The sequence below is a fragment of the Haloplanus salinarum genome (assembly GCF_009762275.1).
GTDB classification, from domain to species: Archaea; Halobacteriota; Halobacteria; order Halobacteriales; family Haloferacaceae; genus Haloplanus; species Haloplanus salinarum.
Genome location: NZ_CP034345.1, coordinates 2,843,770 through 2,856,157, shown reverse-complemented (window position 1 = coordinate 2,856,157; position 12,388 = coordinate 2,843,770). Strand labels below are relative to the sequence as shown.

The 12,388-nt window shown below is 69.2% G+C and carries 10 protein-coding genes and 1 pseudogene; 7 read left to right on the top strand and 4 right to left on the bottom strand.

The genetic code is table 11. The features are described 5' to 3' along the window. The first annotated feature begins 35 nt into the window (after positions 1–35). Positions 36–755 carry a zinc-ribbon domain-containing protein gene (locus tag EI982_RS16100; protein ID WP_157690655.1) on the top strand — a complete coding sequence of 240 codons (720 nt, stop codon included), beginning with the start codon at positions 36–38 and terminating at the stop codon, positions 753–755. Between the two features lie 234 nt (positions 756–989). On the opposite strand, the pseudogene EI982_RS18830 reads toward EI982_RS16100, so the two are convergent. Then, a pseudogene (locus tag EI982_RS18830) lies at positions 990–1,091 on the bottom strand (HalOD1 output domain-containing protein); the annotation flags it as partial. A 133-nt stretch (positions 1,092–1,224) separates the two neighbouring features. Next, the gene (locus EI982_RS16090; RefSeq protein WP_199243671.1) at positions 1,225–2,061 is read right to left on the bottom strand and encodes a zinc ribbon domain-containing protein; all 837 of its coding nucleotides are present in this window, start codon (positions 2,059–2,061) and stop codon (positions 1,225–1,227) included. Positions 2,062–2,356: 295 nt separating this feature from the next. Here EI982_RS16090 and EI982_RS16085 point away from each other — a divergent pair, with 295 nt between their 5' ends. Next, entirely contained in the window at positions 2,357–4,162 is a 1,806-nt protein-coding gene (locus EI982_RS16085; protein ID WP_199243827.1) for a double zinc ribbon domain-containing protein, read from the top strand. Positions 4,163–4,168: 6 nt separating this feature from the next. Here the strand turns inward: EI982_RS16085 and EI982_RS16080 are convergent, their stop codons facing one another. Both EI982_RS16080 and EI982_RS18525 read right to left on the bottom strand, forming a co-directional pair. Next, positions 4,169–4,324, bottom strand: a complete 156-nt coding sequence (locus EI982_RS16080; RefSeq protein WP_157690651.1) for a hypothetical protein — start codon at positions 4,322–4,324, stop codon at positions 4,169–4,171. Positions 4,325–4,479: 155 nt separating this feature from the next. Next, complete coding sequence (locus EI982_RS18525) at positions 4,480–7,062, bottom strand: BamB-related PQQ repeat family beta-propellar protein (RefSeq protein WP_199243670.1); 2,583 nt, start codon at positions 7,060–7,062, stop codon at positions 4,480–4,482. 150 nt (positions 7,063–7,212) lie between these two features. Here EI982_RS18525 and EI982_RS16070 point away from each other — a divergent pair, with 150 nt between their 5' ends. The 5 genes from EI982_RS16070 to EI982_RS16050 all read left to right on the top strand — a co-directional run bounded on the left by EI982_RS16070 (position 7,213) and on the right by EI982_RS16050 (position 12,363). After that, positions 7,213–8,766, top strand: a complete 1,554-nt coding sequence (locus tag EI982_RS16070) for a hypothetical protein (protein WP_157690650.1) — start codon at positions 7,213–7,215, stop codon at positions 8,764–8,766. Continuing rightward, positions 8,766–9,755, top strand: a complete 990-nt coding sequence (locus EI982_RS16065; RefSeq protein WP_157690649.1) for a hypothetical protein — start codon at positions 8,766–8,768, stop codon at positions 9,753–9,755. Before EI982_RS16070 ends, EI982_RS16065 begins: the two co-directional genes overlap by 1 nt. Next, positions 9,748–10,899, top strand: coding sequence for a hypothetical protein (locus EI982_RS16060; protein WP_157690648.1), 1,152 nt, complete (start codon positions 9,748–9,750; stop codon positions 10,897–10,899). The genes EI982_RS16065 and EI982_RS16060 overlap by 8 nt, the downstream gene beginning before the upstream one ends. Before the next feature lie 2 nt (positions 10,900–10,901). Continuing rightward, complete coding sequence (locus tag EI982_RS16055) at positions 10,902–11,492, top strand: zinc ribbon domain-containing protein (RefSeq protein WP_157690647.1); 591 nt, start codon at positions 10,902–10,904, stop codon at positions 11,490–11,492. A gap of 70 nt (positions 11,493–11,562) precedes the next feature. Next, the gene (locus EI982_RS16050) at positions 11,563–12,363 is read left to right on the top strand and encodes a hypothetical protein (protein WP_157690646.1); all 801 of its coding nucleotides are present in this window, start codon (positions 11,563–11,565) and stop codon (positions 12,361–12,363) included. Positions 12,364–12,388 lie beyond the last annotated feature (25 nt).

Genomic DNA, 12,388 nt, shown 5'->3' with positions numbered 1-12,388 from the left:
CCTTTTTTGTGGGTAGTCGATCACGGCACAGTCACATGACAGAGAGACGGTGGGACACGTGGTGGTCGAACTACTTTCTCGCACTGGGCATCCTCTCGGTCGTCGTCGCCGGCTACCTAGGGTGGACGCTGAGCCAACAACCCCGGATGGGGGGGATGGGGTCGGTGATCGGGGTCGTACTGGCGCTCTTCGGCGTTACCGCCCTGCTGAACGTGGGGATCGGCCTCTGGATCAGGCGGGGGAGCGCGTACGCGTGGTACGTGGGAATGGGGCTGCTCGCCCTGTCGGTGCTCGGATCGCTCGGCGGCGGCGGGGAGGCGATGGGCGGTGTCGCGGTTTCGGGGATCGGACTCGTCCTCGGCTACCTCGCGCGGGACGACCTCCTCGAATCCAAGACGGTGACCGAGGACGCGTCGTCGACCCCGGCCGAGTCGACGGGAGCGGGCGGCGGTCGGGACCCCGACCGCCGGCCGAACCGCGAGGGGGAGACGGCGCCGCGGGACCGACCCGCCTCGACGGCCGACGACGCGGCGGGGGCACGACGGAACGCGGGCTCGGCGTCCGGATCCCCCGAGCCGGCGGCAGAGACAGGAGCGGAGGCGGGGACGGCCCAGTCGATGGACGCGGAACGACCATCCTCGGCGGCGTCGCCGGAGTCCGGCAGCGAGGACGGGACGAAGTTCTGCCCGTACTGTGGCGAGGAGATTCCGGACCGGGCGGACCACTGTCCGTACTGTTCGTCGTCGATCCCGTAACCCGGGGCGACCGGACGCCCAACTCCGTCGAAATCCACCGGGGCAGCCCGCAACAGCCGCCCCGTGTGTTCGCGCTAGCGATGTGATTCGATCCTGATGATCGGGGTCCCGCTCCTGTCGGCACTGATCGTGGTTGTCGTCGAATCGGCCTCGAACCGGAGGGTGATTGAGATTGTGTTCTTGGAAGAGTCGGTCGAGCGCGTCAGTGTCGATGTCCTCGTTGATGAGCCACTTGAGGATATCCTCGTCGTGGGCCTTCGCAACCGCCGTGACGACGGCCGTGCTCAGCTCTTCGTCCGCGTCCGGCTCGTAGTAGAGATCCGCCGTGTCGTCCATACGTGCAATTCGGCACTCGACACCAAACCCGTCGGTACCAGTATATGCTGGCGTAGTGACCCGTCGGGTGGAGAACGGTGTCGACTGCAGTGGGTTTCGGCGGAGCGCGACTCCACGGAGGGTTACGGCCGCCTCAGAGGTCGGCGCCGCAACTGATACACGTGTTCCACTCGGGGTCGACCTCCTCGCCGCAGTGTGTACAGAAACGGGTCGCGTCGGGCGACCCGCCACCCCCGTCGCCGGCCGCCGATCCGCCCCCCTGGGAGTGCGATTGCCGGTCGGTCCGGGCCGGCTCCCCGGCCCGTCGGTCGGCGGTCCCCTGACGGCGTTCCCGCTGGGCACGATCGCCCTGCGGCTGTGATCGGCCGCCCTGGCCCTGTGGCGGCCGGTCGGCCGCGGCTCGCTCGCCGCCGGCCCGACCGCCGTCGGCGCCGGCCTCGGGTTCGGCGGAGGCGGTGATGTCCGACCGGTTGACGACGCTGTCCTCGACCTGCGTGCGCTGATCCTTGACGGTCTTGCTCTGGTCGACGCGGGTCGTGCTCTGGTCGATGGTGTCGACGTTGGTGGTGCTTTGATCGACGTGAGTCTGCTGGTTCTTCCGGTCGACCATGTCGCCCTGCACGTTCGTCACCTGGTCGGGCCCCTTCTCGACTTCCTTTTTCGTTTCGAGGTACTCCTTGCCGGCCTTGGCGACGGTTTCCTTGGCCGCCTGTCGTTTCTTCTTCGCCATGATCGTGTAGTCGTACAGCCCGAGCAACATGACGACGAGGATGGCGAACGCGGAGGCGCCCAGCGCCGACCCGCTGAGGTTCCCGACCGCCAGCGCCAACCCGACGAGCAGGAGGATGATCGCCCCGATCCGCAGGAAGCCACTGAACTTCGAGAGGTTGTCCGGCGCGTCGATGTCCGGATGGTCCCCCGCGACCGCCGCCCCGTACAGTACGACCGACAGTGTTTGCGCGACTACCATACTGCCAGCCTGCGAATCGACCGACTTTAATCTTGGCCCGAGCGACATGTTCGAATACAGGGAGGTATCGTCGACACCGTCGGCGCCCGGACCCCGACCGGGCTTTCGTCGGGTGGCTGTCGGTGAGAGGCGACCGGACGGGACGGGCACGGGCGGACGGGGCAACCTTTATTCCCATCCTCGTATCATGTTTTCCGATAACGAGGTTCTCGGGGCGTCCCCGGTGGGGGTGGGCGCGGCCGTGAGCCACGGGAGACAACCAATGCCTTCGACATGCCCGAACTGCGACGGACGTGTGCCATCGGACGGCGACTTCTGTCCGAACTGCGGGGAGTCGCTGTCGACGAACTGTCCCGGCTGTGGGGAGTCGCTACCGATCGACGCCCAGTTCTGTGCCAACTGCGGCCAGGACCTCACCAGCTCCACCGGCCAGCGGGGATCGGGGAACGCCGCGGGAGGCGGCAGTTGGCGACTGGGCGACGACGAGTTCGCCAAGCGCGTCGACGGCGCCGCCCTCGACGGCGACGGACTGCTCGCCACGCTCAGCCGGCGAAAGGACGTCGAAATCGAGGCCGGTAATCGGGCGCTCCTGCTCGAGAACGGGAAGCTCGTCGAGACGCTCGAGGCCGGCAAACACAAGCTCGACAGCCTCGGCAAGCGGATCCGAGAGCTCAGATCCAGCCACAATCTCACAGTCGTACTGGTCCAGGAGGGGCGGACCACCGTCGCCCGCTCGTTCGACGACATCCGGACGGCCAGCGACTACCTCGTCGACGTCACGGTCGAACTCGACGTGGGGATGCACGACCCACAGACGTTCTTCCGTTCGATGATGGCCGACCGGGACGTGCTGACGACCGGCACGTTCAACCAGTTGCTCGGGCGGGCGATCCGGAACGCCCTGGAGGCGACCATCTCGGAGTACGACCACCAGGAACTCTACGGGAGCAAGGAGGTCAAGCGTCGCGTCGCTCGCGAAATCGAGGAGCAGTGTCGCTCGGTCCTCGAGAGCAACGGGCTCGAACTCGTCGAACTGGTCTCCTTCGACTACGACGACGACCGGGGCGAGATCCGTCAGGGCCGCAAGGACGTCGACATCCGCGAGGAGAAAGAGGAGATCAAGGACCGCGAGAGCGAGCTGGACCGGCGGGGGCGCGAACGGCAGACCGAGGACAAGGTCCACGGGGAGAAACAGCGCGTCCGGAAGGAGTCCGCCGAGATGAGTGCCGACCACACGCTCGACAAACAGGAGGTCGAGCAACAGCAGGAGATCGACGACAAACGGCGCCGGCACGGCCACAAGGCCGAACGGGAGGACGTCGAACACGAGGAGGACGTGCGGACCTACCGGACCGAATCCGAGGTCGAGCGCGAGGACATCCGCCACGAGCAGGAGATGAAAGAGCGGGAGCAGGAACACGAACAGGACGTCTCCGAAATCGAGGATCTGGTCGACCTCAAGCGGAAGAAAGACGAGCAGAAACTCGACAAGCAGGAGCGCAAACAGGAGATGGAGATGCAGAAAGAGAGCCACGAGGTGGACGTCGAGAAGGAGCGCCTCGAGGCTCGCGACGACGTGGACGCCCAGACCCTCGCCAGCATGGAGGATACGGACGAGGAGATGATCGACCTGGCGAAGATGGACAAGGCGGAGAACCTGAACGCCGACCAGCTCGACTCGCTGGGCGCCCAGAAGAGCGACGAACTGGCGAAGGCCCGTCAGGAGGCAAACAGCGCCGAGAAGGAGCGCGAACGGGTCGAGGACCAGAAGCAGTTCCGCGAGGAGATGCAGGACATGATGGAGGGATCGATGGATCGCATGGAGCGAACCACCGACAAGGCGATGGACAGCATGGGCGGCGCGGCGGAGGCGGCCGCCGAGGACACCTCGGACAACGTCATCGTCAGCGGCGAGGGCGGCGACTCGTCGGGCGGGGACACGACCATCGTCCAGGGCGGTCCCGGCGGGGGTGGCGACGGCACCACCGCCGAATCCGACGGCGGAGCCGACGACCCCGAGAAGATCATCGTCTGTCCGAGCTGTGGCTCCGAGGAACCGTACACCAACGACTTCTGTATGGGGTGTGGACAGGAGTTCTGACCGGCGTCAGTCCTCGGTGATGAAGAAGGCGACCATCGTATCCTCCCAGCGGGAGAACTGCACGTCCGTCACGTCGTGGTGGTCGAGGTAGGCGTTGATCTGGGACTCCATCTCCTCGATGCTCGTGGATTCGTACTGGAACTCCAGCACCTGCACTTGCATGTCCGCCCGTCCGGACGAGCGGGGTATATGCCTTCGGGCCGGCGTCACACCGACGCCACGGCGGACGTTCCGTGACACAGGGTCACGACGGTCGTCGGGTGAAGCGTCACCGACGACGGGCCCCGGTTCGGCCACCGGCCACGGCACGCGGGCGGTCACTCCCCGTCGTACAGGTCCGCGAGCGCGTCGCGCAGGTAGACGATGTCGTCGTAGCGGTCGGCCTTTTCCTTCGCCAGCGCCGTCAGTACCACGTCGTCGAGCGCGGCGGGGACGTCGGCCACCTCGCTGGGCGGCCTCGGTCGGTCGTCCAGTACCGCGCGCACGACCCTCGTGCGCTCGCCCTCGAACGGCGGCCGGCCGGTGAACAGCTCGTAGAACACCGCCCCCAGCTGGTAGACGTCGGTGAGGTCGTCGACCGACCCGTAGGACTCGTCGAACTGCTCCGGCGCGGCGTAGTGGGGCGACACCCCCTCGACGCTCGCCGAGTGATCGAGCAGGTGTTTCGACAGCCCCCAGTCGGCCACCTTCGGGACGTCCCAGGCCCCGTCGACGGACCGAAAGAGGACGTTCTCGGGTTTCAGATCGAGGTGAGCGACGCCGCGTCGGTGGGCGTGGCGCACGCCCTTCGTCACCGCGAGGGCCGTCCACAGCGACTGCTGGACGTCCATCGTCCCCGCCCGGTCGCCGAGGTGGCCGCCGTCCATGTACTCCATGGCGATCCACGGGAGGGGTTCGGCCCCGTAGTCGACGACGCCGACCACGTGGTCGTGGTCGTCGAGTTTGTCCCACGTTTCGGCCTCGGCCAGCATCCGCTCGACGGTGTCGGTGTGGAGCGTCCCCGAGAGGCGTGGCTTCTTGACGGCCAGCGTGACGGTGCCGTCCGGGGTCGGTGCCGTCGCCCGGACGACGTCGGCGTTCCCGCCGCTTCCGATGATGCCCGCCTCCGTGAGCGCGTCGTACGCGACCGAGACGTCGGGTGCGCGCGGGATCTCCGTGGGCGGTCCCCCCGGCGGTCGGTTCCCGGTCGACGGCCCGTCCGCCGGCCGTTCGACGGGGTCGTCGCCGGGGGCCGGCGCGTCGGCCGCGGTGCCGAGCGAGACGTCCGCGAACCCATCGGTCGCCTCGTCGGGCGTCACCGGGGTCGATCCCGCGTCGGGTGACGGTCCGGAGTCGGCGTCGGCCACGTCGCTCCGTTCGGATCGCGGCGACGGTGTGGACCCGGAGTCGTCCGCGGTATCGGAGTGTCGGGACGGGGACGCGGAGCGACCGCGGCGCGGCGACGCGGGGCCGGGACCGTCGAACGTGGACGTCGTCCCGTCCGATCCGCCGGACCCGTCGCCGGAGCGGCGCAGCCACCACCAGCCACCGCCCAGTCCGGCGGCGAGCAGGCCCGCGGCCGGCAGGACGACCCCGCCGTCGCCGCCCGCCGCGTCGTTTTCGGGGTCGCCCCCGTCCGACGAGTCGCCACCCGCCGGGGCCGCCGTGGACGTCGCGGTGCGGGTCGGCGTCGCGGTGGGCGTCGGGGTCGTGGGCTCGCCGGCGACCGCAATCAGGAAGTCGTCGGCCGCCGTCACGTAGACGGTCCCGTCGGCCACCGCCGGGGAGGACGTGATGTCGTTCGAGTGGCCGTCGTACGCCCACAGCCGGTCGCCCGTCTCGGCGTCGAACCCGTACAGCGTGTCGCCATCCGCGAGGTAGACCGCGCCGTCGGCCACGGCTGGCGAGGAGCGCCGGTCGCCGGGGTCGGCCGACCATCGCTCCTGGCCCGACGCCGCGTCCAATGCGTACAACGCCGTCCCGGCCGCGAAAACGGTCCCGTCGGCTACCGCCGGCGATGCGAACCCCCAAGCGTCGTCGGCGTCGGCCGTGAACCGCCACCGCTCGTCGCCCGACGCCGCGTCGAGGGCCAGCAGGACGTCGTCGTAGTCCCCCGGATAGCCGACGTAGACGGTGCCGTCGGCCACCGCCGGTGCGGCGTCGACCGGGCCGTCCGTCTCGACCCGCCACCGTTCAGTCCCGTCGTCGGCCGACAGCGCGTAGACTCCCGCTTCGGGACGGTCGGGGTTGGAGACGGAGGTGTCCCCACCGCTACCGACGTAGACGGTGCCGTCGACGACCGCCGGTGAGGAACGCACTGTATCGCCCGCCTGGAACCGCCACCGCTCGGAGCCGTCGTCGGCCGACAGCGCGTAGACGGCCCCGTCGGTGCTGCCGACGTAGACGGTGCCGTCGACGACCGCCGGCGAGGAACGCACCTCCCCGTCAGTCTCGAACGTCCACGCCGGCCGTCCCGAGTCGGTCGGGAGAGCGTAGATGCTCCCGTCGGTGCTCCCGACGTAGACGGTGCCGTCGACGACCGCCGGCGAGGAGAAGACCTTCCCGCCCGTCCGGTACCGCCACCGTTCGGACCCGTCGGCGACGGGGAGTGCACGGACGTAGCGGTCGTTGCTCCCGACGTAGACGGTTCCGTCGACCACCGCGGGCGACGACGTCGGGCGGTTGTCGTCGGCAAACACCTGGCCGCTCGGGCCCGCCGAGGCCCACGTTCGGTCGACGTCGGCGACCGGCCCGGAGACGGCCGGCGCGTGTCCGGTGTTCGCGGCGTCGCGGTGGTGTTGGGGCCACGACTCCTCCGAATCGGACTGGGCCGCCGCGAGTCCGGTCGCCCCGTCGACGGCCGAGTATCCGGCCGCGGCGCCCGCGGCCGCCCGCAGGAACTCCCGTCTCCTCGGCGCCATACGGTACGAACGTGCTCTAGGACCCTCATAACGGTTTTCCCGCGGTGTGACGGAGTCGATCGTCCGAACGGGGTGGACGGGGTCGAGGGCCGACCCCCCCCCCCCGGGCCGGCCCCAGATTTATGTATCGGGTGGAATATCTCGGATCGTATGAGTTGTCAGGCACCGGGGATGCTCGGGGACGACGGTCCGGTCGACGATCGGGTCGCCAGGACCGAAGTGTTGGCTCGGGCGTTCGCCGACGCGGCAGGGGAGTTTTTCGAACGGCGGAAACAGTACGAGGACGCCATCGAGGAGGCCGAATCCGAGAAAGATCGGATGAAAATGATCGGAATCGGAGGAGTCGGCGTCGGGGTCCTCCTCCTCGTGGTCGGCGTCGCCGGCGGGAACGGGGCGTCGCTTCCGCTGATCGGGATCGGACTGCTGGTCGCCGCTGCGGGCGGCGCGTACGCGTACACACAGTACCAGGCGGCCGAGGAACGGATCGAGGAGAACCGCCGGAACCTCCGGGAGAACGAACCCGACGGGGAGGTGTCGTTCGTCTCGCAGGTGACGGTCCCGTTCTATCTGGTCCCGTACCAGGAGCGGTTCATGATCTTCGACGGCCTCGATCAGGCCCCCGAAACGCGACTGGAGCTCGCGAACATCGACGGCGACGCACTGACGAGCGAGGCCGAGCGGTACGGGGAGATGATCGACACCTTCGAGGAGACGCTCGGCGGTGAGTCGGTCGTCTCGCCGGAGTTCGCCGAGCAGTTCGCGCCGGACGTGGCGGAACACGGACGGCTCGAACGGCCGTTGCTCGATCGGATCGACGCGATGACCGACGTCGCGTCGTCCGTCTCCCACGACGTGGTCGACGTGAACGTCCACGCGAACGACGCGAAAAGCGAGAGCATCCGGACCTTCGCCGAGCGCGGGGCGTTCCGGGAGGGGAGCGACCTGCCGAGCGTGCCGACCCGGCGGTCGGCGGCCGAGAGCGAGGCGGCGGTCGACGAGATCCGCGGCGTCGAACAGGAGGCAGTGAGCGGCGACCTGCTCTCGCAGGCCCGCGAACAGCGGACGTTCGTCAACGAGACGGCGACCGAGTTCGCCGAGCGACTCCAGACGAACGAGGAGGCGGTGAACGACCACTACGGCGCCTACGCCGAGTCGGCGGAGACGGCCGTCCACCGCCACGTCTGTGCGGAGTGTCTCGCGGAACGCATCGAGGACATCGACGGTCGCCTCGATCTGGTGTCCGAGATCCTCAGTTCGGAGACGGGGAGCCTGGGTGCGGCGCTGAGCGACCGCGACCTCGACGAGGGGTACGACGGCAAGTTCACCGAGAAGATCCGCAACGACATCCAGCGGGAGATCCCCGAACTCTCGGAGACGCTCAAGCGGGCGTACAACACCCTGCCGGAGCTGGGCGCCGGCGGCGGACACTGTGAGGTCCACGGCGAGGTGCAGACGACGCCGGTCCCCGACGGCGGCGCCATCTTCGGCGAAACCTGGCGGAGCCTCTACTACGCGTTCCGCGAACCGATCATGGAGAGCGCCGACGACCTCGAACGCGACGCCGAGGAGGTCAGACAGAACAAAGAGCAGAAGATGATCGACATGACACAGTACGAACAGATCAAGGAGCGGGCCGAGCGCGACTACCACCAGGTCAGGTCGGATTACGAGGCCGCGAAGACGGTCCAACGGAGGCTCCGCTAATGGCCGAGCGCGACAGGGTTCGGATCACGAATCCGGGCGACGTCGGGGACGCCGCGGCCAGGGGCATCAAGAGTCAGATCTCCAAGCTCAACAGTTCGATCGAACAGACAAACCGGGAGATTCAGAACCTCGAGAAGCGCATCGGGGAACTGGAGCAGAGTTTCGCGCGGATCGAACAGACGAAGGCGGCGGCCCGGGCGGAGGCGATGGAGGACCTGGTCGACGATCTCAAAGAACAGGTCGACGAGAAGCGCGCGGAGTTCCAGCGGCGCCGACGCGACGTGCTGGAGGATTACCGCGACAGCATCCGGCGGCTGAAGGACCGGTTCGTCGGGACCATCTCCGGCAACCGCGAGCAGTTCGATCAGGTGGAGTCTGAACTCGCCGATATCGAGGAGCGTCGAGGGGAGACGGCGGCGGCCGCGGGCCGGTTGAGCGACGGGGCAGCCCGGGAGTACGATCGGCGTCTCGACGCGGTGATCGAGAGCCGGAACGGCTTCCTGTCGGCGATCAACGACTTCCTCGACGACCGCGAGACGACGGCGGAGACCATCGACTCGCTCCAGACGCCGCTGCCCGGCGTCTCGGGAGTGACGACCGTCGAGGTGCCGTTCTGGGTGGTCGGCATCGAGCGCGACGGCCGGGAGGAGGTCCGGGTGTTGCCGGTACTGGCACGCGGGAGCGGCGACGCGTCGGCGACGCGCGCCCAGCCGTACGTGAACTACCTCCGGGAGCATCCGACCCACAGCTACGGCGACATGGCCGACGCGGTGTCGGAGTACGTCCGGCGAGACGAGGTCCGGGACCGGCTGGCCAAACAGGACGGCGAGTTCGCCGACCCGGACGTCCTCCGGCGGCGCGACGAGACGCTCGATCGGTTCGTCGACGCGCTGGCGGAGTACCAGCTGGACGGAGACGACCGATCCGGGGAGGCGTCCGGGAGGGCGACCGACGCGGCGGAGCAAACGGAGGTGGCGGCGGATGACTGAGGAGGCGAAGGGCGCGATCACCTCGGAGAAGATCGAGACGGATAACACGAACTTCGCGACGGTCAGAGCCGACCAGACCTGCGAGGAGGTGCTCGTCCCGCGGGAGAACGCGTACCGACAGCTCAACTGGCAGATCACCTTCGAGAAGGGCTCGGTCTACAAGCCACAGGAGGACGTGGGCATCTACGCCGACGAGGTCGACTGCAAGTACGGCGTCCAGATCCGGGGGGACGTGTTCGGCCGGAGCGCGGTCGGGCTCGAACACGGCGGCGCGGCCCACTCCGGCGCCGACCGTGCGGACGGGGAGACGCCGGTCGTCGGTGCGCGGGTCATCGGGTCGGTGCTCTCGGATGGACAGGTCGACATCACGGAACCCGCGTCGCGGATGGACGACTGGGAGCCACGGCCGGTCCGGGTGTACGGCGACGTGGTCGGCGATCACGTGACGGTCGAGGCGCCGACGGTCGTCTACGGGACGGTGAGCGCCGAGACGACCCTGCGGGCGAACGCCCCGCTGGTCGTGGTCGGCGACGTGCGCTCGGAGGGGATCATCGAGGCGTCGGACCTGTTCGCGTTCTCGGTGAGCGCTCGGGACGACGTGACCCTCGGCCACAACGTCGCGGTGATCAACCCGGAGCTCCGCTCGGACGAGGGGAGCCTGACCATCGCGGACCGGGTGGGCGTCCTCACCCCCGACCTCCTGGAGCGGATTCACGAGGGGAACGACGTCGACGCGGTCGGGCCGTGGGTGTTCGACGTCGACGCCGTCTGGGAGGGGTCGGTCCTGGTGCCCCCCGACGTCTCGGATCACGGGCAGGGCCAGGTCACCAGCCGCGCCTGGCGGACCGTCGAGGAACCGACGGAGTCGCGGTCGAAGGCGCGCCGGCTCTTCGAGTCGATGATCGAGCGGACGCGCAAACGGCCGCCGGACTTAGAGGAGTTCCGGTACGCCGGCGTCGGGTCGGCCGCCGGCGGGACGGAGATCACCGTCGAGGGCGACATGGTCGTCGGGGAACAGGAGAAACGCGTCGACGAGAGCACGACCGCGGTCGACCGGAGCACGGAGGTCCACGACGAGAGCACGACCGTCGAGGACAGCGTCGTCAACCGGTCTGACCTGAGCGACGGCGACGGGGAGGACTGACCGTGCCCTACTGTGATCGACACAACGAGGTGTACAGCGGCCCGGAATGTCCGGCCTGCGCGGACGAGGGCGGGGACACGGCACCCGCCGAGGACGGGCCGGGCGCGGGCGGGGACGCCGGCGCGGCCGGGGGCATCGACGACCTGGTCGACGAGGCCGTCTCGGCCGCGACGGACGCCGTCGACGACGCGGACGACGTGGTCGTCGGGGAGCAGTCGAAACGCGTCGACAGGAGCACAACCGTCGTCGACGACAGCACCGAGGTCCACGACCGGAGCACGACCGTCTCGGACAGCGTCGTCAGCGACTCGGAGATCGACGCCGGCGACGGCGCCGGCGAGGGGACGACCGTCGTCGACGACAGCGTCGTCAGCGACTCCACGGTCGGCGGCGGGGGGGAGACCGAAGTCGAGGACAGCGTCCTCGACGACGCGACCGTCGGGGACGAACACGTCGAGTCGGCGGTCGGCGACGTCGGCGGTGGGTCGGACCCCGATCCGGCGACCGACGACGACGCGGCGTTCTGCATCTACTGTGGCACCGAGATTCCGGCGACCGCGGGGTTCTGTCCGGCCTGCGGGGAGGAACAGTGAGGGACGTCCACAAGACACTTACGCGGCCTCGGAGATGGCGAACCAACGGACGCGACGGAGGGAGGTCCGCATGAACGACATCGTCAGCGAACTCCGGACACAGGCACTCGAATCGACGTACGGCGAAGACCGCCGGGACGCCCTAGAGCGACTGGCCGACCGGTACGACGAGGCCGGCGAGGCCGAGCGTCGGGAGATCCGACAGACGCTCGCCGACGTGGCGCGGGACGCCACCCACAAGGAGGAGCGCGAACTGGCGCGCGAGCGCCTCGACGACCTCTACGAACGCGACTCGGCGGCCGCGGGGACGGTCGTCGGCACCTACTGCTGGCTGGCCACCGAGGCGGACTACTCGGGGGAGCGCGAGGCCGCCCTCGACCGCCTGCGGCGGATCGGCCGGTCGGGGGTGTCGGCCGACCTCCGGGACCGGATCGCCGACACCTTCGAGACGGTGACGGCGGAGGCGACCTACAGCGCCGAACGCGAACAGGCTCGTCGAGGGCTATCGGAACTGCCCGACGGTGGCGACGCGGACGCGGACGGCGACGCGGGCGCGGGCGGTGGCGGGGCGGGCGCGTCCGAGAGCGGCGACGCCTACCTCGCCGTCTCGCTCACCGAACACCTCGTGGCCGCCCGGACCGAGGGCGCCGACGCGTGTCTCGGCCGCGCGGAGGAACTCCACGACTTCGTCGACCGCCATCCCGTCGACGACGACGCCTACGGGGAGGTCCGCGACGACCTGTCGTCGCTGGTCGACCAGTTGAGCGTCGTCGCCGACGGGCAGTCGTCGCTCGGCGAGGAGCGCCGGACGCAGGTCGAACGGGTGGCCGATCGGACCAAGCGACTCTACCTCCGAAGCGGCGACGACTGACCGACCGGCACGTCTTTCAGCGCCG